This is a genomic window from Helicobacter pylori (genome assembly GCA_008032955.1).
Classification (GTDB): Bacteria; Campylobacterota; Campylobacteria; order Campylobacterales; family Helicobacteraceae; genus Helicobacter; species Helicobacter pylori_DC.
The window spans coordinates 142,854-165,700 of record CP032046.1 but is presented as its reverse complement, the minus strand read 5'-3'; the positions used below and the strand labels follow the sequence as shown (position 1 = coordinate 165,700).

Sequence of the window (22,847 nt, the reverse complement as noted above, 5' to 3'; positions counted from 1 at the left end):
AATACCCTTTCTTTTATTTGGAAAATCTTTGCATGGATTTTTCCAAATGCGGCACCGCATTGAGTAATTTCTGCGTATAAGGGTGCTTTGGAGCGCTTATCACGCTATCCACATCCCCCGTTTCTACGATTTGCCCCTGATTCATTACGATGATTTTATCGCTAATATGCTCCACCACCCCTAAATCATGGCTGATAAAAATATAAGTCAGCCCCATTTCTTTTTGCAAATCCAAGAGCAAATTCAACACTTGCGCTTGAATGGACACATCTAGCGCAGACACAGGCTCATCGCAAATCACCACGCTAGGATGCAAAATGAGCGCCCTAGCAATGCCGATTCGTTGCCTTTGACCGCCTGAAAATTGGTGGGGGTAACGATCGATCCATTCTAATTTCAAGCCCACTTTCTGCATGATCTCTAGCACTTTTGTTTTGATTTCTTTTTTTGAAAAGTGAGAATTTAACAGCAAGGGTTCAGCGATAATTTCGCCCACTTTCCACCGAGGGTTTAGGCTAGAATAAGGATCTTGAAAAATCATTTGCACCTTTTTGCGGTAATCAAACCAATCCTGTTTGCTAAAATGCAAATGGCGCTTGCCATTGAAATAAATCGCCCCGCTATCTTGCCTTTCAATCCCGGCTAAAATTTTTGCTGTCGTGCTTTTCCCGCAACCGCTCTCCCCCACGATGCTTAAAACTTCATTTTGTTCCACTTCAAAACTGATCCCATTGAGCGCATGGATCACTCTTTTAGGCTTGAATAACCCCCTGTCTATCGCATAGGATTTTTTCAATTCTTTAATTTCTAAGAGCTTCATCGTAACTCCTTTGGAAAACTCAAATAATCTACATTTTCATCCACGGTTTCTAAGCGTTTTTTGCGGTATTCTTTGCCCGGTTTAGGGATCGCGCTTAAAAGAGCTTTGGTATAAGGGTGTCTTGGATCAGCAAAAAGCTCTTTGGCGCTCGCTTGCTCCACCACATGCCCTTTATACATCACCACCACTTCATCAGCGATTTGTGCCACCACGCCTAAATCATGGGTGATAAACAAAATAGAAGTGCCTTTTTTTTGTTGCAATTCTTTCATCAATTCTAAAATTTGCGCTTGAATGGTTACATCTAACGCCGTCGTAGGCTCATCAGCGATCAAGATTTCAGGCTCACACACCATAGCCATAGCGATCATCACCCTTTGGCGCTGCCCTCCGCTGAGATTGAAAGGGTATTCATGGTATTTATCCCCTGCATGGGGAATGCCCACACGCTCTAATTCATAGACCACCCTTTCTAAGCGTTCTTTTTTATTAAGGCTTGGGTGGTGGATTTTTAGCACTTCATTGATTTGAAACCCCACCGTGTAGGAAGGGTTCAGGCTTGTCATAGGCTCTTGAAAGATCATGCCAATTTTCTTGCCTCTGATTTCTTTTTGCATTTGCTTTTCTTTGAGTTGCAACAAATCCTGCCCTAAAAATTGAATGCTCCCCCCTACAATTTTCCCGGGTTTTTCAATCAACCCTAAAATAGAAAGCGAAGTGATGCTCTTCCCGCTCCCACTCTCCCCTACAATGCAGAGCGTTTGAGACTTTTTCAAGCCAAAACTCACGCCATCCACCGCTTTATTCACGCCCTTATCGGTAAAAAAATAAGTTTTTAAATTTTTAACTTCTAAAATCATGCAAGCTCCTTTTAAGAGGCGCGTTTAGGATCTAAAGCATCCATGATGCCATCGCCTACCAGATTAAAACTCATGACCGTTAAAAAAATCATCACCCCAGGGAAAACGAGCATCCAAGGAGCGGTAGCGATATACTGCATGGAGTTCATCAGCATCGCTCCCCATTCAGGTTTGGGAGGTTGGGCCCCAAGACCTAAAAAGCTCAGTGCGGCCGCTTCTAAAACCGTGGAAGCAAAACCCATTGTCGTTTGCACGATCAAAGGGATAATGCAATTAGGGAAAATCACCTTACACATCAAACGAAGGTGCGAAGAGCCATTGATTTTAGAAGCGATCACGTATTCTTTTTCTTTTTCGCCTAGCACAGAACTGCGCACCAATCGTGCAAACCCAGGAATCCCCACAAACCCAATAGCGAGCATGGCGTTAGTGAGTGAAGGCCCTAACACCGCGACCACAATGACGATCAATAAAATGGAGGGCAAAGCGAACATGATGTCCATGATACGCATGATAATTGCATCTGTTTTCCCTCCAAAATACCCCGCTATTAGCCCTAGTATCGTGCCAAAAAAGACCGCAATCCCCATAGAAACAATCCCTATGGTTAAAGAAATCCTGGCCCCATAGATCAAGCGACTCAAAATATCGCGCCCCAAATCATCGGTGCCTAAAAGGTATTTAGCATTCCCCCCATGCTCCCATATAGGCTTTAAAAGGCGATCTTGTGCGTTTTGCACATAAGGATCATGCGGGGCTAAAAGGGGCGCAAAAACAGCGCAAATTACCAATAAAAGCACAATCCATGCCCCAACCACTGCCGCCTTATTTTTTTTGAATTGTTGGATAAACTCTCTAAAAGACTCCATTATGACAACCTTATTCTAGGATCAATAAAAGCGTATAAAATATCCACCAAGAGATTAGCCCCAATATACATCATGGCAATAATCAAAGACATGGACTGGATAATCGGGAAATCGCGCTGGTTGAGCGCATTAACGATCCACTTACCAATCCCAGGCCATGAGAAAACCGTTTCAGTTATCATGCTCCCCCCTAAAAGCCCGGCCAACATCAAGCCTGCGATAGTCGTTACAGGGATTAAAGCGTTACGCAAAGTGTGCACAAAAATCACCCTAAAGGAGCTGCACCCCTTAGCTTTAGCGGTGCGCACATAATCTTCTTTAGACACTTCTGCCATGCTCGCGCGAGTCATTCTGGCAATAACAGCGGTAGAAACCGTGGCTAACACAATGCTAGGCAAAATCAAGTGCTTGATCGTATCCACAAACGCCCCATAATCCCTTGCAATCAGGCTGTCTATCAAATAAAGACCTGTGGGGCCATCTAAATAATACACATCGCTCAAACGCCCAAAAACAGGCAACCACCCCAATTGCACGCTAAAGATATAAATCAGCATAAGCCCTAGCCAAAACACCGGCATAGAAATCCCGGCTAAAGCGAAAGTCATGCTAGAATAATCAAACACGCTATAGCGTTTGATCGCAGCTAACACGCCAACGCTAATACCCAAAACAAGAGCCATAAACAAAGCGATTAAAGCCAATTCCACCGTAGCTGGGAAGCGTTGCCAAAACTCATGCATCACAGGCTCACCGGTCATGATAGAAGTGCCAAAATTGCCATGCAACACATTATTGATAAAGAAAAATACTGCTCTATCAAGGGCTTATTCAAGCCAAATTGCTCCCTTAAAGCGTCAATAGCGGCTTGATTGGCCTTTTCGCCTAAAATCACTAACGCCGGATCTCCTGGCACTAAATGCACCATCATAAACACGATAATGCTCACTCCAAACAGCGTGGGGATCGCCCACAAAATACGCTTGATGATAAAACTCAGCATACAACCCCTTTCATTTTTCTAAATACACCTTAAAGAAGCGATTCACGCTCACTCCGGTCGTTTTATAGCCTTTGACTTTAGACAAATGCGGCACCACTGAATAAGGATAAGCTAAAGGCACATAGGGCGCATCTTTATGGATAATTTCTTGTGCCTTTAAATAAAGGGCTTCCCTCTCCTTTTGATCCGAAACCCGTTTAGCCTTTATGAGCAGATCGGAAAAGGCGTCGCTCTTATAAAAGGAACCATTTTGAGTGGGTATGGCTGAAGCGGCTTGCTTGCTCCATAAGGTGTATAAGAAATTATCCGGATCCGCAATGTCTGCCATCCAGCCTGCAAACGCCATTTCATGTTCGCCTAAGCCCGTTCTTTTCAAATAAGCCCCCCACTCATACACTTCAATTTTCACATCAATGCCAATTTTAGCCAGGCTCGCTTGTATGAATACCGCTCCCTTTGGGTTACGAGTGGAAGTGGTAAAAATAGTGGTTTTAAAGCCGTTAGGATAGCCCGCTTCTTTCAGTAACTCTTTAGCCTTTTTCAAATCGTATTCGTAGGGTTTGATATTATAGTTATAACCCCATATGGTGGGCGGGAAGGGATTGACCATTTTTTGAGCAAAACCTTCATAAATCACCTTGATGTAATCATCAACATTGATGGCATGATTGATAGCCAAACGCACCAAAGGGTTATTAAAATACTTTTTTTGCGTGTTCAATGAAAGCCAATTGGCAATTAACCCAGGGCTTCTATCCACCACGATATTAGGGACTTTTTCCAATTGCTCCACTTCATTGAGATTAGGCCCAGTCATGAGCATGATTTCGCCAGTTCTTAACGCCAAGGCGCGAGTGGAAGAATTAGGAATGGTGCGCACCACCACTTTGTCTAAATAAGCTTTAGGCCCCCAATAATCTTGATTTTTTAAAAGGATGATTTTTTCATCTTTATTCCATAAAAAGAATTTGAAAGGCCCTGTCCCAACAGGCTTTTTAGCCAACTCGTCTTTTTTATTATTTTGTTCTAAATAATCAGCGTAATCCTTACTCAAAATGCTCAAAAAGTCCATGCCCAAATTGGCTAAAAACGGGGCTTCTGGCCCATTAAGCGTGAATCTAATGGTATAGTCATCTAAAGCTTCAATGCTCTTAATAATATGAGACATGCCCATGCCTTCCCAATACTTATAGCTTTTAGCCCCTGGGCTATAGTATCGTTTAGCCTTATCCATTTGGCGCTCAAACGAAAACAGCACGTCTTTAGCGCTAAACTCCACTTTTTTATTCCAATACTTCGTCTGGTGGAAATAAACCCCTTTGCGTAAATGAAAGGTATATACAAGACCATCTGGGGATATTTCCCAACTTGTCGCTAAGGCGGGTTCAATTTCTGTCGTGCCGTATTTGAATTGCACGAGCGTGTCATAAATATTGCCCGTTGCCACATAGCTTTCGCCATCAGTCACTAAGGCCGGATCCATGCTTGAGCCATCAGCACCTCTAGCAAAAACTAAAACGCCTCCAAAACGCTTTTGCTCTTCAACAGAAATATTTTCTTTAGATGGATTAAGAGTGGCGTTTGGGCTTTCTGAAGCTTTCAAAAAAGACCCAAACAATAAAAGAAAAAAAAACAAACCCTTAACAAAAACATTATTCATAAGCCAGTCTCCACAACAAAATTCTATAAAGGATAGAGATCTAAATTATAAATATTTTATGGTGTTTATAGGCGTTTAACAAACACCCAAAGGTTTAATTAACCTTTAAAGGTTACCCTACTCCCCAAAATTCCCACTAATTACAGAAACCTTTTTGCGGCTTCTGTCTTTATGCTCAAACTTCACAACGCCATCTATGAGCGCATATAAGGTATGGTCTTTCCCCATGCCTACATTACTACCGGGATGGATTTTAGTGCCTCTTTGGCGCACGATAATATTCCCTGCTCTCACAAATTCTGAGCCAAATTTTTTCACGCCTAAGCGTCTTCCTGCAGAATCTCTGTTATTCTGCGTGCTCCCTTGACCTTTCTTGTGTGCCATTGTTTAATACTCCTTTATGCTACAATTTTAGTGATTCTCACGCGAGTGAAATCTCTTCTAAAACCACGCTTGGTTTTGCTGTCTTTTCGGCGGCGTTTTTTGAAAGTGATGACTTTTTTGCCGCGCCCTTCATTGATCACTTCCGCTTCAATTTTAGCCCCATTCACAAATGGTTTCCCACAAGAGAGCTTGCCCTCTTTGGATACGGCTAACACTTCCACTAATTCCACTAAAGCCCTAGGCTCTTTATTCATTTTATCCAGTAAAACAATATCGCCTTCAACGACTTTATATTGCTTACCGCCATGCTTGAATATTGCGTATGACATTTCTATTTCCTTAAAAATTGAACGCTCTTTTTAAAATAAACGCTTATTATAGTGAGTATTTGCTAAAATTTAACTTTAAATTTAGATTAAATTCATATTAAACGAATTTTTTTACTCAAAAACACCCCATTTAACCCGCCATTATTCCTCCACATTGCCCCACTCAAACCATTCATGATCATTATTAACTTGTTTTGGAATACTTTTAGCTTGTTTATTAAAAAAACCAATAAGGATTTGATCATGCGCGTTACCTTTGGCTCAAAATACAACCAAATGAATAATTATCAAAACGCTTTACAAAATAAAATCAACGACGCTAACACGCAGATCGCTTCAGGGCTAAAAATCCGTTATGGTTATCAAAACAGCGACATTAACAACCAGAATTTAAAATTCCAATACGAAGAAAACACCTTAGATCAAGGCATTGATGTGGCTCAAAACGCTTACACTTCAACGCTCAATACCGACAAAGCCTTGCAAGAATTTTCTAAAACGATGGAGGCGTTTAAAACCAAACTCATCCAATCCGCTAACGATGTGCATTCAGAAACTTCTCGCGCCGCTATCGCTAACGATTTAGAACGCTTAAAAGAGCATATGATAAATGTTGCTAACACCTCCATAGGGGGGGAATTTTTATTTGGGGGCAGTAAGGTGGATAGACCCCCCATTGATAGTAATGGGAAATACCATGGCAATGGCGAAGATTTAAACGCGCTTATTAGCTCTGATAACCTTGTGCCTTATAATATCAGCGGGCAAGATTTGTTTTTAGGCACCGATAAAGACAAACACAAACTCATTACCACCAACATTAAATTACTCAATCAAAACAAGCTCCACCCTGATGTGATGGACGCTTTAGAGCATTCTTCATTGCCTGAAGAAGTTTTCATTAAACCTAGCGATACCTTGCGAGAACTCATCGGCGATAACGACAAAGACCCCACTAATGACCCTAAAGAGTTTTTTTATTTGCAGGGCGTTAGGCCTGATGGCTCTAGTTTTAAAGAAAAATTCGCGCTCTCTAAAGCCTATCAAAATCAAGAAAGCGCGACTAAAGTGAGCGATTTATTGGATAAAATCGGTCATGCTTACGGGAACACTTCGCAAAATAAAGTCGTGGATGTGAGTTTGAACAATTGGGGGCAAATTGAGATCAAAAACCTAACCCCCGGCAGTGAAAATTTGGATTTTCATTTGATTTCTAGCGATGGGGATTTTGATGATTTAGACGCCTTGCGTTCGAGCGGCAAAAGGGTTACTGAATATGTCAAAAGCGCGTTTGTAACGGATAGGAGTTTGAGCCAAGTTAAAGCGGTGCCTAACATGTATAACCCCAAGGTGCTTGAAATCCCTAGCGTGTTTGTGACTAAAGACAATGTTTTAGCCAACAAAAACACCAAATTGAGCGAGATTTTTGGCGATAAGGTGGAAACTTTAAAAATCAACGCTAGCCGTTTGGACAATTCAAGCGCTATTAAAATCCCAAACCTCCCTATTACTTTGGATATTCCCATTCTTTTAGATGTGAAAAACTCTACGATTAAAGATTTGAAAGACGCGATCAAAGAACGCTTCAATAATGAAGTGGATGTGGAAATTGAAACGAACGGGCGTTTGAGGATCATTGACAATTCTTCTAAAGAATCGCCTATTTCTTTTGCCTTAAGCACCCTGGATCAAAAAGGGTTAGAAGTGGCCAGTATCCCCACTAATAACGCGAGCGAATACCAAAAAACCTACTTCAATAAAGAAGGAGCCAAATTAGAAAGCAATGTCGCTCAAACCGCTCAAAATGGCGCGGCTAATGGCTCTACTAAACTGAGTGAAGTCTCTAGGGGGAGTTTAGAAAATAGCGTTTTTAACATGAAATTAAACGATGTGAATGGTTCGTTTTTAGAAGCGCAAATGATCTTGGATCCTAATGGGGCTTTTTTGAGTTTGCCTAATGGCGTTAAAATCCCGCTTTATGACCCCACAACCGCTGATATTCAAGCGTCTAAACCCAATGAAGTAACTTACAGGCAGCTCATGGATGCGATGAGTATCGCGCTCAATTACAGCAACACTGACCCTGCAATCTACCAACAAATCAGCGATAACCCCACTTCAAAAGAAAGCAAGGAGCGCTTTATTGGATTGTTAAAACAAGCTAAAGACAACCTTTCTGTCAATTTGAATGAAGAGGGAAAAGTCATCATCCAAGATAACATGCACTCAAACACCAAAATGCAGTTCATGCTTTTTGATAAAGACGCGAATGATTTTTCTCAAAACGCCTTGCACAGCGACAAACCAAGCCTTAAATTAAACGCTAATAACGCTCTCATTATTGACAAACCCAGCGTGAATTTTTTTGATCAATTAGAAAATATCATCACTTCTGTAAGAAAAGGGATTTATCGCCCGGACGCTTTAGGGGATACTTATTCTAGCGACATGCGTAATTTAGGCATTCAAAACGGCATCACCCTTATAGACCACTTGAGCGATCACATAGAAAAAATGATCGCTAAAAACGGCGCTCATGGTAAGGCGTTTGAAAACATTATCAGGCGTAATGAAGTTTTAAAAACGCAAGTTCAAAGTATTCGTGGGGAAACGACCGGCACGGATATGGCAGAAACTTATAACAAGTTTTCCAATCTCACTAACAACTATAACGCCGTTCTGGCTTCCACGAACAAAATCAATAATCTGTCTTTAACGAAGTATTTATAGTCTTTTGGTGGTTTTTAAGCGTTCTAAAAAGAGATATTAAAAATGCTTTAAGCTTCTATGAAGCCCCCCTCCTTTCGCCCCTTATTTCGTGGGCAAATCGCCCACAGGACAAGCGGCCACACCCACGCTTGGGCGAGTGATTTTTTCTACATTTTCTTGAGCTTTTTTGGGGTCATTAACCCAAGTTTTATAGAACTCAAAAGGGCATTCCGCCACACCCTTATCCCCATCGCCACTAGCAAAAACCCCACTATAACCTCTGTGCAAGAGTTTGAAGAGTTGGTTTTGGCTTTGGTCGTATTTCCTCGCATCACGGATTTGTTGCACAGAAAGTTGAGCGTATTGAAGGCCATTTTCTTCTTCCCCGCATTCGCCCAAAGTATGCCCATCAAAACCAATAATGCTGGAATGCCCGAAATAGGAATACACCCCATCAAAACCGGTCGCATTCGCTACCGCTACATAGCATTGATTAGCCCACGCCATAGCTTTCACTATCGCAATTTGTTGCTCTTTAGCCGGATACATGTAACCTTGACAGCGCACAATGAGTTCTGCCCCACGCATCGCGCAATCGCGCCAAATTTCAGGGTAGTTCCCATCATCGCAAATGATCAAAGAAACTTTCAAGCCCTTAGGCCCATCAACCACATAGGTTTTATCCCCAGGATACCAGCATTCAATAGGGCACCAAGGCAAGATTTTGCGGTATTTTTGCACGATCTCACCCTTATCATTGACAAGAATCAAAGTGTTATAAGGATTCTTTTTAGCCTGCTCGTGTTTTTCACCAGTCAAAGAGAACACTCCCCAAACCTTGTTTTTCTTACAAGCCTCAGCAAGGATTGCAGTTTCTTCTCCAGGAACGCTCGCAGCGGTGTCAAACATTTCTTGTCTGTCATACATGATCCCATGCGTGCTGTATTCAGGGAAAATAATCAGATCCAATCCGGGCAAACCTTGTTTGACCCCACCAATCACCTTAGCGATATTGCGACAATTTTCTAACACCTGTTCTTTAGTGTGGAGTCTAGGCATCTTATAATTGACTACCGCTACGCCCACAGTATCGGGGCTGCTACTAATATCTCCATGTCTCATGTTATGTTCCTTATTTTTTTTTTGATGAGAGTTCCTAAAAACCCTCTGTTGAATTTATAAAATAATTGTGTAAACGGATTTATAATGAATATGAAAACTTTAATCATTATGATTATTGTGGGCGAGTTTTAACTTTTTTACTCCATTGGGTAACCTATTTCTGAAAATGAGGTTTTAGTTACTCTATTTTTATAGTTATTTGATTTTCACTTCCACTAAGCCATATAAAGCATTAATGCAATAAATTTTAGCCGCTCTTTGCAAATCGTGTAATTTTAAAGGGGCATGCTCAACAAGACCCTTTTTTAACAACCCCACAACACCCGTCCCGTTTAACGCTCCTGCACTGAAATAAGGGGTTAAAAGCTTATTATGGATTTCTAAAATAAGGTTGCTCCTAGCGCCCTCAGTGAGTTCCAAATCCTGGTTATAAAAGATTTCATCAAACATAACGCCTTTTTTAATGAGCGCTCGAGCCTTTTGATAAAAAGGGGCGTAAGTGGTCTTATGGTATAAAAAATCATTGTGTTTATCAATGGGGGCTTCACTCAAACGGATTTCTAGGCTTTTTAAAGGCTCTAAGGTTCTGTATTCTTTAATGAGCTTGCCTTTTTTGTTGAGTAAAACCCTTAAAACCCCTTCTTTTTCCAATTCAAAGTCTAAAAGATTGTCATCGTATTTAAAGTTAAAATATTGAGCGCTACTAATAAGGCGTTCTTTATGGGCGTTTTTATTGTTAATCTCTAATTTTTGATCCCTTTTGATAATTTTCATCGTCTCTATAATCTCAAATTCTATTTTAGGCATCACAAAAAAGCTTTTTAAAAAGCTCTCTTCATATTCTTTTAGCGCTTTACTTTGATAAGTTACCCCACTCCCTACCCCCAAATGCAAAAAATCTTCGCATGCTCTTTTTTCTAAAGTGCGGATAGGCACGCTAAAAAGGGCTTTTTTTCCTTCAACCATGCCTATCGCCCCGCAATACACCCCCCTAGGGCGTTTTTCTAATTCTTCAATGATTTGCATGGTTTTGATTTTAGGGCATCCGGTCACCGAGCCGCAAGGGAACAACGCCTTAAAAATTTCAAACAAACTGGTTTTTAGGGGCAATTGAGCTTCAATCTCGCTTATCATTTGATGCACGCTCGGCAAGCTGATGATTTCAAACAATTGATTGACTTTCACGCTATTTTTTAAGGCCAAGCGGCTCAAATCGTTACGCAATAAATCCACAATCATCACATTTTCACTTCTGTTTTTGTCATCATTTTGCAAAAACAATCGGTTTTTTTCATCTATTAAGGGGTTATTTGAGCGAGCGATCGTGCCTTTCATGGGTTTTGCAATAATCTTAATCGCTGTGTCCAAAAACTCTAATTCAAAAAACAATTCCGGCGAAAAGCTTAAAACGCTCCCAAACTCATTTTCTATCAAAGCCTTAAAAGGCGTGTTTTGGTTGTGTACCACTTCCTTAAAAACGCGCTTTGGTTTGGCTTTAGTGTTTAACAATAAATCCATTGTCAAATTCACTTGATAGGTATCGCCGTTTTTGAGATGCTCTTTAACGGCCTTAAACTGCTTGAAATAAGTTTTTTGATCTAAAGGGCTGTGGATTTTAGGGTAAAACGCATGCTCTTTTAAAGGCTCTAAAGAATATTTTTTTCTTTCTAAAAATTGTTCAAAATACAAAAAAGGGGTTTGGCTTTGAAAATTTTCATCTAAAAACGCTAAACGCGCTTCATACAAAAGATACCCCACAAAATACCCCTTCCCCCTATTTTGAGAGATAAAATCCAGGGCGTTTTTAAGCTCATTAAGATTGGTGGCGGTGAGTTTTTTAACGCTTTTTTGATATTTAAAATCCCCAAAAATCATTTAATTTCTAGCAACCGCTTCGTATTTGTCTATCAAAAACACCGGATTATAGCTCATTTTAGACCTTCTTAAGCCCTCTAATCCCAGATCTTCTTCTCTGTTAGCGTAAGTCAAATGGCTAAATTCATTCAAAAGCAATTGCTGGTTGATGATTTGATACGCACCTGCAATATCTGCGCGGGCTTTTTCAATGTGGATGAGTGCACTCTCTTCGTTTAAGACTTCTCCAAAACTAAACGAGACTATTTCTCCATTAACCCTAATAAGCCCCCCTTTCACATCCAAGCTTTCATAATTTTCTAACACGCTTTGAATGCCCTTATTTTCATTGATTAACCCTATATCATCAGTCTGGCTTTCTAAAAACCACTCTTTGGAAGCTTCTAAAACTTCCTTTTTATTTTGAGGAGAAATTTTTTCATAAACAAAATTCGCGCAATTGGTTAGAAACTGGTTTAAGTGGTTTTTTTTCTTATGGTATTTTTTCCCTTTGAGCGCAATCAATTCTTCAATAGAATAAACGTAATCGCTCCTGTCTCTGTTGTAAGTAAAATCAAACACCCCTACAAAATTGTCTTTCAAATCGTCTTTTTGCTCTAAAGTCAGGGAGTGGAATCTTAAATTTTTTTCTAATTTCAAAAGCTCTTTTACGCATTCATGCGGCCTCTTACCGATAGGATAGAAATAAAAGGGTTTTTGATTTTCATAAGTGGTTTGAATCACCAAACAATCCCTAATCACAGCCACTTGAATGAGCCTTGCGTGCTGCCATAAAAAGCAATTCGTAAAACTCACATCTGATAAAACGATTTTTTGAGCGCTTAAAAACCTTGAAAACAAGTCCTTATGCGCTAGGGTAATTTTTTCAAACATAACAACTCTCTTTTATTTTTTTAATTCTTTGAGGGCGTTTTCTTGAAATTTTCTAGAAATCTTAAAAACCTCTGTATAAAAACCCGTAAGAATTTCTCCATTCAAATGCTTGAAATCCCTTTGGCTGAGTCGTTTTAAAATTTCTTGCTCTCTTTTAGGGCAATAAATGGGGCTTTCTTGTTTGATGAGAGCGATTTTTAAAGCGATTTCTAAGCGTTTGTCTAAAAGATCGCTCAATTCATTATCCAACGCATCAATTTCAGCCCTTAAATTTTCTAAAAGACTATCCAAATTCTTTTGCATCTAATCAAACCCCTTTTAAGCCTTCTTCTTCTAGCCGCCATAAATCTTCTAAAGCCTCTCTTTTTCTTATCACTCTGATTTTGTGATCTTCTAGGGCTAATTCTAAAAGTTTGGGGCGCGAATTGTATTGACTGGCCATGCTAGAGCCATAAGCCCCAACCTTCTCAATCGCTATTTTATCGCCTGGCTCTAATTCTGGCAAATGGACATCTTTTAAAAAAGTGTCGCTGCTCTCACACACAGGCCCTACCACATCGCAAGGCGAGATCTCACGCCCATTAGAGGGCGTTATGACCCTTATGACATGTTTAGCATGATACAAACTGGGGCGTAAAAAATCATTCATGCCCGCATCCACAACCACAAAGCGCTTGTTTTGAGCCTTTTTTTCATACAAAACCTGCGTGATCAATTCCCCACTCTCAGCCACGATGGATCGACCCGGCTCACAAATAATGGTCAAATCCAAGCCTTGAAGCGCGTTTAAAATCCCTTGCGCATAATCATAAAGCTTAATCGTTTCTTCATTTTCATAGCTCACACCAATGCCTCCACCCACATCAAAAAAGCGCAAATCAATCCCTAGCGCGATCAAAGATTTAGCGATTTTAGCCACCTTTTGGCTCGCTTCTATAATCGGCTCTAAATCTAAGAGCTGCGATCCGATATGAAAATGCACGCTGACAGGCTCTAAAAACGCGCTTTTTTTAGCCCAAAGAAACATTTCTAAAGCTTCTTTTTCTCCTACGCCGAACTTATTTTCTTTCAAACCGGTAGAAATATAGGGGTGCGTTTTAGCGTCAATGTTAGGGTTGATTCTAATGGAAATCCTAGCCTTTATCCCTAAAGATTGAGCGATTGTTTCAATCGTTTTTAATTCCATAAAACTTTCCACATTCAAAAATAAAATGTTGAGTTTTAGGGCTTGCTCTATTTCAAATGCGCTCTTACCCACCCCGCTAAACACGATTTTATAAGGCTTGATCCCGGCTTTTAAAGCCCTTTGTATCTCGCCTATGGAAACGCAATCTGCCCCACTCCCTAAATTTGCCAATAAGGAGAGGATACTCAAATTAGAATTCGCCTTTAAAGCGTAGCAAATCAAAGATTTACGCCCCCTAAACGCTTCTTTATAATTCAAAAAAGCCTGTTTGATCTTGTCAAAATCATAGAGGTAAAAAGGGGTTTTATAAGTTTGAAACAGCTCTTCATAATTAAACATGGAAAAACCTAACCATAAAATTTGAACGAAGCATTATAGCAAAAAAGCTAAAACGCCACTCGCATGCCCACATTCCCAGTGATATTAAGATCTTGGTATTGCAAGCCCATTTTAAGCCCCACCCCCGCATTCACATACATCAAACGCCACAAATGCATTTCGCCCCCTGTGATCACGCTCGCAAAAGTGTTAAAAATTTCCCCCTTGCGGTACAATAAAGTGTTTTCGCCCACAAAACGCACCATATTGCCGCCTTTAGATTTGATCAAAAGATCCCTGCCCAACCTCGCCGTTACAAAATAATAGGAATTTTTGCCAAAATATTTACGGCTCTCTAGCCCCATGTTGAGCGTTAAAACCGATTCGTTAGAAGGGTTTGAATGCATGACGAATTGTTGGTAGGCTGGATTTTGCATTTTGCCTTTCATCCCGCTCAAGCCTATGAAATGATAGCTCAAGCCCACTTGAGGTTTTAGCACCACGCTTTTTTGTTTGAACATGAAATCATAACCGTAATTCCCATTCACGCTCGTTGTCCAGGTGTTGTAGTTGTAGCGTTGGTTCAACACAGAAAGCAAGGGATTAGAAGAATTGATATTATTTGCATTGCCCCCATAAGTTTCATTCGCGCTCAAAGTGAATTCGTTTCTTTTTAAAAAAGCCCTCGCATACATCCCCACATCCACATTATTGGCCAAAGAATGCATGATGTTCCCGTTAAAACCGCTATACCCATAAGCCACATAACCCCCAAGGATCATGTTTTTAACCAACCTGTCATAGCCCGCATTCAAGCCATAAAGCGTGCCATTGCCCCCAGAAATAAAGCTCGCTCCCCCCACCCCTTGAACCCAAAGGTTATTGGGGTGTTTGCTAAGTTGAGAGTATTTGACAAAAACCTCTCCAGGGTTAGGATCGCTGAAACGCTTGTTTTTAAGCTCTAATAAGCGCTCAGAAAAATCAGACTCTCCCTCTCTAGCCCTAAAATCAGAGAGTTTCGTTAAACGGCTGGTTTGTTGGGTGTAACTCGCCAATTCTAAAAGGTTGGTAGCGTTATCCCTAAAATTAGGGTTAGAAATCAAGCTTGCGGTGTTTTGAAGATCTTTTGTTACGCCTAAGATTTCATTCAAAGAGTGGTTTTTTAAATAAATCGGTGCAAAAAGCGGGTTTTCTTTAGTGTCCATCATCAATGTTGAAAGCCACTTGATAGCGTTATTCCCCCCTATCGCTTCAATTTGATTGAGCGCGCTTTGCCCTTGAATGCCCACAATGTAATCTTGTAAAGTAGGGGGGGTAAAGTCCATGATCCTATCGCCATAAGACATTTTAATCTGGTCATAAAGAACAGAAAGGCTTAAAATGTTGTTTTGAGAGGCATTATTTGAGTTAGGCAACGCTACGCTTAATAATAACCCCTTATCTTGTAATAAAACCCGTTGGCCCAAATAAGTCAATACGCCATTTTTTTCCTCTATGTGGTTTCCGTTGATATTGATTAAGGTATAGAGCTTCAAATACGATTGCAAGCTGTTAGGGTTGATATTGTAATCAATGTAACGCCTACTTTTCAATAAGGTGTAAGTCGTGTTATTGGCCATGCTGTTATTGACATTGATAAAAGGCGTTTGGGTGGTGTTGAGATTAATGATCCCCTCTGCTTGAATGAGCGGATTTACAGGCGTTTGAATGTTTTCTAAATTAAAATGGATCGTTCCCAAATTATTCAACGCCCCCCCTACTTCTAACCCATAAATCCCAGTGCCTAAAGAAGCGTTTGAAGCGATCACTAAATTTTGAAGCACCTCTATTTTTTGCGTGGCGTTGTTGTTAAACGCCCCTTGAATGTTTAAGTTATTCGTTACAAAGCTAGCGTTGTTCTCTAACACCGCTTGGTTGGAAATCGTGAGGTTGTTGGCTTGGAATTGAGCGTTATTGTAAAGATACAGGTTTTTAACGTTTGCAGAACCTTTAATTTTTGAAAAATCAACCACCCCGTTAGCGTAAATATTGCCTGAAAAATTGAAATCATTCGCCGTAACCATCAAGCTCTCATCGTTATTATTCAAGGCGATTGGCGCGTTATTTGATGCACTATTAGAAGAAGCGCCATTCGCGCTTTGGGCGTTAAATGCACAAGGGTTTGCAGCGCTAGCTGTCGTTGGAGTGCTTTGTTGCGTGCAACTAGCGTTGATAAACAGATCGCCTTGAGACACAGAAATATTGTTACTACCGGCATTAATCTTAAGGCCGTTGCTGGCATCAAGCGTAGTGATATTAATGTTAGAAACTTGATTAGACAATAATTGAAGCGTTCCAAAATGGTTAGTGAAAGCGATATGATTGTTGCCGGCAAAAATGAGCGAATTCCCTGCGTTAAAAGAGAGCGTGCCTCCATTAGCGTTAGAGAAAGTGGAATTTTGCACAAAAACATTGCCTTGCGCGTTGAAACTAAAATCCCCTTTTTGCCACACTTGACTCAAGCCATAAGGAGCGAAAAGCCCTTTTTTACCAAGACTAGGTATCAAATCCCCCAAGCCTTGTTCATAAATAGACCCTAAACCTTTAGCCGCTAGGACTTTGTCTAAAACGCTTTTAATCTGCTGGTTTTGCAACAGGCTTTCTAAAGAATTGAGCGTGTCTTGCCCTAAAAATTCGCCAATCATTTGTTTGCCTAAAGCGACTATATCGTTTTGTAAAGCATTGCTCGGTTTGACAATATCTTGCAGCATCACGCTTATGACTTGCCCTATATCGTTAGCGGAAATAAAGCTAGTGATCTGATTGAATAACCCTTTTTTACTCAATAAATCATTGATGGACATGCTCCCTATAAGCTTTTCAGGGTTTTGCAAATCAATGCCCCCTAGTCCGGCTAATCCCCCCACTAACCCGGTCCAAAAGCCTAATTTTTGTCTGATCAAATCCTTAATCGCCGTGTTCAAACCGCTATCGTTCATGAGGTTATCAAAATTATTCTGCCCTAAAAGCTGGCTTAGGGTTTGATTTTTTTGCTCAGGCGTTAAATACCCCCCGATCACGCTATCACTCCCTAGCGTATTTACTATCAAATTCCCTAATCCCCCGGCTTTGTTAATGGATTGCATCGCCACTTCGCCCAAAATATTAGCGAGCCCGGCTTGATTGAAAACCTTATTGATGCCCTCTTGGCCTAGCATGCTAAAAATCCCATCGGTTTGCGAGCTTACGATATTGGCTTGGTTGAGAATGAGCGAAGTTTGGCTGTTAAAAGTTACGCTCGCGCTCCCCCCAGTCCCCCATGCGTTTCCGCTCCCTAAAGTGCCGGTAAGATAAATTTCTTTAGCGTTAAAAGTCGTGTCAATATAGCCCAAATCAGCCGAGCTGGACTCCAAAAGCTGCCCCAAATAAGTGCCTCTAAATTTTTGGCACACAATGTCGGTGTAATCGCAAGGCTTTTGATAGCCCAAGCCCCCAAAAACCACCGCACTATTGGTGTCTGTTTGCCCTATTTTAGTCGCTCCTACAATCAAAGTGCCGTTATTGAAATTTTGCACCACCGAATTGTTTGCGTTATCAATCAACTCGTTAATGTTTTTCCAATCGCTAGGCGTGATGAGCTTGGTAAGCTGGTTTAGCGCATCGCCTTTTAAATCGCTCAAACTTGAAAGCGAAAAATCATTCCCTAATATCTTTTTGATTTCAGGGTAGAGTTTGAGCGCCATTTGCCCTAACGCCTTGATATTGTTGAAATTATAGCCCTTGTTATAGACATGTAACGCGCTGATAGGGTTGCCTTGCGCGTTATAGGTTTGCGAAATGACAGAAGACTCAGAGGTTATATTGTTATTTTTCGTGGTGTTATTACTGCCGCTGGCTTGATAGGATTGGTTGGGGTTGTAATAGCCTTTCACGCTGCTAGTGAGATAAAACACGCCTTCTGCGTCATCGCTATAAGAATACACGCCATTAGCGTTGTTATAAACTTTTTGGTAGTTAAAGATTTCAGAGCCAATGTTATAGAGCGCGTTTTTAATGCCTGGGATTTGAGAGAGCGTAACGCTCAGTTGGTTATTTTTAAAGCTCTCGGTGATTTTTAGGGCGTTATTGAGAGGGTTAGTGAAACTATAAGTTTGGTTTTTAGCATCATAAATCCCGTCATTGATGCGCATGCCAAAGAAGCTGATACGCTCATACCAATTATTATTCATGTCCGCTTGAATGATGTTATACACACGATTTTTATTATCGTTCAGATCGCTTAGTAAATCAATGTTAGCGATATTCAAGCTCCCTTGATCGCTAAAAACAAGCTGGCTGTTTTTCAAATTCAGCACGCTGCTGTTGTTAGGGTTTAAGAGGTTGCCTCCCAAACTCAAGGGCGCTTTAATGTCAAGGGCTTGATGGAAAGCGATAGGGCTTTGAGAAAAAGCGTTATCATAGAAATTAAACGCCGTGTTAGAGGTGATAGCGCTAGAGCCTTGAAAATCTAAAGAAGAGTTATTGCTTAAATTAAACTGCCCTCCTAAAGAGCTCGCTCCCTTAAACACGATAGAGGAATTATTCAAACTCGTAGTAATATTCGCTGAATTGAAATTAACCGCCCCATTAAAATTAAGGTGAGAGCCATTACTCGCAATCAAGCTCGCATAATCGTTGATCGTGGCGTTGTTAGACACATTGATAGTGCTTTGGTTGAGGTTGAGCGAACTGGTGTCGTTCAAATTCAAATCGCCAGAAAGTTCTAAGGTTGAATGGTTGCTCGCATTGATTGAGGCGTTTTGAGAAAGATTGATCGCATTGGCTTTAATGCTGCTTGTCCCCACTGAAACGCTTAAATTGGAATTGTCAAACAACACGCTTTTAGCTTGCATTTGATACAAACCAGAGCTTAAATTAGAGCTGTTAGTGAAACTGATCGCATTAACGGCATTGAATTGAAAAACAGATTGCGTTGTCCCCACATAGCCTCTAAAAGAGCTGTTAGAAAAATCCAGATTCAAAGCGTTGAAACTAAAATTAGGGTTGCCTTTATTTTGCGCGGTATCGTCTATAAAATAGGAGTTTTGGGCTTGAATGTTCGCACTGTTAGAAACAAAATTCATAGAAGAGCTTTGCGTCCCAGCGGCGCGGTTATACAGAGTCGCGTTCGTTAAAAGAATGCCTTGAAGCCCGTTAAAATTAAGGCTCGCGCCCCCACCGCTAGAAATGCGATTCCCGCTTTCAATGCTGCCGGTGATGTAAATCTTTTGCGCTTCATAATGCCCTGTGATAAAGCCTATGCATTGCAAGTTCCAGCAATGCCCGCTCGCATCATTGCTCCCTGCCCCCTTATTGTCCCCAAAGCGAATGATCACACTAGATTGCGGCGCATCGCTTGCGTTCGTCCATATATTTTTAGCCCCAAAAACGATCGCGCTGTTTTGCCCGGTGAACGTTTGAGAAAATTCCGCTTTAGTGAATAGAGTTTTCCCACTCGCATAAAAATCAATGCTGTTGTCGTAATAATAAATGGTGTTGTTTAAATTCCCTAAATTATTGTTATAGCTATTAGGCATGTAGGTCATAAAACCGAGAGCGTTTTGATAATACAAATGATCCGATTTTTCCATATCCACATAATCAAACACCATGCCAACACCCAAACGCCGGATAGAAATGCTGTTTTGTGAAAAAATCTCTTGGAAATTGTAGGTTTGGTTATTGAAAGAATACACCACATCATAGACGCCATTACCCACGCTAGAAACGAGCTTTTCACTGCTTGCCCCATGCCCTTGGTAGTTGATGAGCTGCCATAGATTTTTACTGAAAGCGTTGTTGTATTCAATTTCTTTAGAAGAGCTTACAAGGGTGATAGGGTTGCCATTAGTGATAGCTTCACCAATATTAATCACCGAATGAGCGCTAAAAGCAATCGTTCCATCGCCAAAAGACAAAGGAGCGTTCAGGTTTTTTAAAGTGATGTTATTTAAAGTAACTTGCCCTTTCACGCTCGTGTTTGTGGGGCTGTTAAATACCACATTATCAAAGGTTGCATTCCCGGAAATATTAACAGAGCCGGTATTATTGAAATTAGCGGTATTTTGAGAGCCATTAGTAGAGTTCCCAAAAACAGCGTTCCCGGCGATTTGCAAATTTGAATTAGCGTTAGTGAAATCCCCCATAAACGAAGTGGTTGCGTTAGAATTATTGAAATTAAAAGAAGCGCTGTTGTTAAAGTTAGCGTTATTAAACGAAGCGTTTTTTGCGCTAATTTCAAACGAACCGCTATTGAACTGGTTGTTATTTGAAAAATTCAAGCTATCACCGCTGAATTGGTAACTCCCTCCATTAAAGTTGGTGTTTTCAAAAACCGCTTGCCCTACATTGAAAATGAATTTCCCATCTTTGGCTTGGTTAGTGAAAGTTGTGCCATACACCAAAAGCGTGCCGTTAGCGTTTAGGCCACTCAAATTCTGCGAATTGTCCATGTTTTGCGTGGAAAAAGTCATAGAGCTTGAATAAATCCCGGCGTTATGTTGCGTGATGGTAGCGTTAGCGATATTGATACTATCTACCCCATTAAAGACCAGATTGGCTGCCCCACCGGTGCCTATACGATTGCCAGAACGCAGATTCGCTGTGATATAGACATGATAAGCGCTATAAGTGCCGTTAGTCGTGCCTGTGCATTGGTAATAGGGCCAAGGCCCGCAATGCCCATTAAGAGCGCTCCCTGAAGTGTCCCCAAAAGACACCGTGCCGCTAGAAGAAACATTATGATCAGTCCATGTTGCGTTATACCCGATCACCAGATTACTACCACTAGCACTAAAGGTTTGTTTAAACGAGTTGGTGTAGCTCCCCCATATTTGAACGCTCGGCAAGTAATAAGTCCCGCTCTCTGTAAAGTTTTGAGATTTGGGGATGTAATATTTATGATCATACCAAGGCATGTCAGCATTAATATAATTTGAAGCGGATAAGTCAAATTTGGAGCCGTTAATGACAGGGGGTGGCGTGTAAGTCCCGCTCTCTAAAGCCTGGATAATAATAGAATCATGGCTAAAAGTTTCTTGCAGTTTGTAGATAGTATCCCCTATTTTGTAGCCCACTTGATAGACTTGTGGGGAGTCTTTAGTGGGTGCAGAGGGCGAAGAGTCAGCGGGTTTAGGTGTTGCAGCGTTTTCGCTCAAAAGCTGTCCGGTAACCCCATTGTAAGTGATCATATCCCACAAACCTTGAGCGAAACTTTGCGGCTTTGAAGGGCTTTCATTCGTTTTTAGGGCGTTTGTCAGGCCGTTGATTGCATGGTTTAAAAGATGATTATAAGTGATCCCACCGCTAGAATTTAAAATCGTTACGCTCTTCTCACTGCCTAAACTTGTAAGGTTAAAAGTCGTCCCTTGAGTGAGAGTGATTTTAGAACTCCCAAAATCAAGGGTTGAGCCATTGTTCAAGTCATTTTTACCGCTTAAAGTAACACCACCACTAATGATCATGTTGTTTGTATTAACAGAAGTGTTGAATGTCGTGTTATTAAAACTCGCATCTTTTTCTATAGTGATTTTACCAGTATTGTTAAAAGTGGCGTTATTAAAGGAAGCGTTTTGGATTGTTAGTTGGTGGTTTGAATTGTTAAAAGCTTGCTGGAAATCCACAAAGCCCTTAAGAGTAATAGCGCCACCACTAAAAGAGCTGTTTTGAATTTGGGGGTGCTGAGCTCTGTTAGTTGGATTAGTTTGGTTGTTAAAAGTAAAAGTCCCCCCATTAAAGGAGCTGTTTTGAAAGGTGGCTTGATTGTCAAAAGTGTATGTGGCGTTACTAAACGAAGCGTTATTAAAAGAGCTTGTATCTTTAAAAGTGAAACTACCGCTATTAAAAGCGGTGTTATTGGTAGCGTTAAACTCTTTATTGAAAGTGAATACCCCCCCATTCCATTTCGCCCCGCTAAAAGTGGCGTTCTCTTCAAAAGTGAAACTGCCGTTTGCGTTGCTAAAAGTCGTGTTAGTAGCGTTTGTCGTCCCTTTAAAAGAATAGCTAGGCCCTGAATTAGAGCAATTAGCCCCTACGCCCACACTGGCTAAAGAACTGCAAGTATTCCCACTTAAAGAAACCGAACCGATGGCAATAACGCTGTTAGCGTTGCCTATATTCACTTGCGAAGTCTTAAACGCGCTGATATTGGAATTGATATTGACCTTATTAGCGTTCAATTTTAAAGTGGCTATTCCCGTGTGCGTGCCAGCTCCCGATCCCACACGATTGCCCACTTCTACGCTGTTATTCACATTGATAGTCCCAGCGCTAAAAGTAATATTAGTATGCCCATTAGGATACCAAGAAGTGAAGCTATTCCCACTACTCGCACCTAGATTAAAGGTAGCGTTACTGCCTAATTCAATATTTAAATTCCCCCCATTATATTCCCCTCCGGTGTAGTTATACAGACCGCTTAAAAAATAAGTGCCGTTATCATTTTTTAAATTGGCTGTGATGTCTTGGTTGTTTTGAGAGTGGTAGTAGTTAGCCGCATTACCCCCTGCCCAAGTTTTTGTGATGAGTTGGTTTCCTGTGTATTGTTGTGTTTTTTCCTCCCATTTGTCGCAACTCCATAGAGCATACCATGGATGATGCACGCATACCTTTTGGCTTTTTTCCCCCCAACTAAACCCCAAAATATCCGTTCCATCAGCATACACCCCACTAGCAAACCCGCCAATCAGTAAAGGCATAAGCCATAAAGGACGCTTTAAGATTGTTTTTTGATTTTGATGCGATCGTTTGATACTTTTTGGTTTCTTTTTAAACTTTTTCATTAAATGCTACCCTCTCATTTCCTAAATAGTAACTAAAAATC

13 protein-coding genes and 1 pseudogene are annotated in these 22,847 nt (G+C 40.9%); 1 reads left to right on the top strand and 13 read right to left on the bottom strand.

The features are described from left to right. Positions 1-13: 13 nt before the first annotated feature. The 7 genes and pseudogenes from D2C72_00785 to rplU form a co-directional block, all read right to left on the bottom strand. Complete coding sequence (locus D2C72_00785; protein QEF43013.1) at positions 14-820, bottom strand: ATP-binding cassette domain-containing protein; 807 nt, start codon at positions 818-820, stop codon at positions 14-16. Continuing rightward, positions 817-1,680 carry an ABC transporter ATP-binding protein gene (locus D2C72_00780; protein QEF43012.1) on the bottom strand — a complete coding sequence of 288 codons (864 nt, stop codon included), beginning with the start codon at positions 1,678-1,680 and terminating at the stop codon, positions 817-819. The genes D2C72_00785 and D2C72_00780 overlap by 4 nt, the downstream gene beginning before the upstream one ends. A gap of 11 nt (positions 1,681-1,691) precedes the next feature. Next, positions 1,692-2,549, bottom strand: a complete 858-nt coding sequence (locus tag D2C72_00775) for an ABC transporter permease (GenBank protein QEF43011.1) — start codon at positions 2,547-2,549, stop codon at positions 1,692-1,694. After that, positions 2,549-3,552 (bottom strand): annotated as a pseudogene (locus tag D2C72_00770) (ABC transporter permease). Before D2C72_00770 ends, D2C72_00775 begins: the two are co-directional and overlap by 1 nt. Before the next feature lie 10 nt (positions 3,553-3,562). Continuing rightward, complete coding sequence (locus D2C72_00765) at positions 3,563-5,212, bottom strand: ABC transporter substrate-binding protein (protein QEF43010.1); 1,650 nt, start codon at positions 5,210-5,212, stop codon at positions 3,563-3,565. Between the two features lie 117 nt (positions 5,213-5,329). Further along, the gene (locus D2C72_00760; protein QEF43009.1) at positions 5,330-5,596 is read right to left on the bottom strand and encodes a 50S ribosomal protein L27; all 267 of its coding nucleotides are present in this window, start codon (positions 5,594-5,596) and stop codon (positions 5,330-5,332) included. A gap of 14 nt (positions 5,597-5,610) precedes the next feature. Then, positions 5,611-5,925 (bottom strand): 50S ribosomal protein L21, encoded by a 315-nt coding sequence (gene rplU, locus D2C72_00755; protein QEF43008.1) that lies wholly within the window; start codon positions 5,923-5,925, stop codon positions 5,611-5,613. A 243-nt stretch (positions 5,926-6,168) separates the two neighbouring features. Here rplU and flgL point away from each other — a divergent pair, with 243 nt between their 5' ends. After that, positions 6,169-8,655: a flagellar hook-associated protein FlgL gene (flgL, locus tag D2C72_00750; GenBank protein ID QEF43007.1), complete on the top strand. Its 2,487-nt coding sequence runs from the start codon at positions 6,169-6,171 to the stop codon at positions 8,653-8,655. An 81-nt stretch (positions 8,656-8,736) separates the two neighbouring features. Here the strand turns inward: flgL and D2C72_00745 are convergent, their stop codons facing one another. The 6 genes from D2C72_00745 to D2C72_00720 form a co-directional block, all read right to left on the bottom strand. Then, complete coding sequence (locus D2C72_00745) at positions 8,737-9,756, bottom strand: aliphatic amidase (GenBank protein QEF43006.1); 1,020 nt, start codon at positions 9,754-9,756, stop codon at positions 8,737-8,739. Between the two features lie 195 nt (positions 9,757-9,951). Further along, positions 9,952-11,631 (bottom strand): bifunctional aminodeoxychorismate synthase component I/aminotransferase, encoded by a 1,680-nt coding sequence (locus D2C72_00740; GenBank protein ID QEF43005.1) that lies wholly within the window; start codon positions 11,629-11,631, stop codon positions 9,952-9,954. After that, positions 11,632-12,504, bottom strand: coding sequence for a DUF2156 domain-containing protein (locus D2C72_00735; protein ID QEF43004.1), 873 nt, complete (start codon positions 12,502-12,504; stop codon positions 11,632-11,634). 12 nt (positions 12,505-12,516) lie between these two features. After that, positions 12,517-12,807 carry a chorismate mutase gene (locus tag D2C72_00730; GenBank protein QEF43003.1) on the bottom strand — a complete coding sequence of 97 codons (291 nt, stop codon included), beginning with the start codon at positions 12,805-12,807 and terminating at the stop codon, positions 12,517-12,519. A gap of 4 nt (positions 12,808-12,811) precedes the next feature. Next, positions 12,812-14,029, bottom strand: coding sequence for a diaminopimelate decarboxylase (lysA, locus tag D2C72_00725; GenBank protein QEF43002.1), 1,218 nt, complete (start codon positions 14,027-14,029; stop codon positions 12,812-12,814). 47 nt (positions 14,030-14,076) lie between these two features. Continuing rightward, positions 14,077-22,806 (bottom strand): toxin, encoded by an 8,730-nt coding sequence (locus tag D2C72_00720; protein ID QEF43001.1) that lies wholly within the window; start codon positions 22,804-22,806, stop codon positions 14,077-14,079. Between the last annotated feature and the right edge of the window lie 41 nt (positions 22,807-22,847).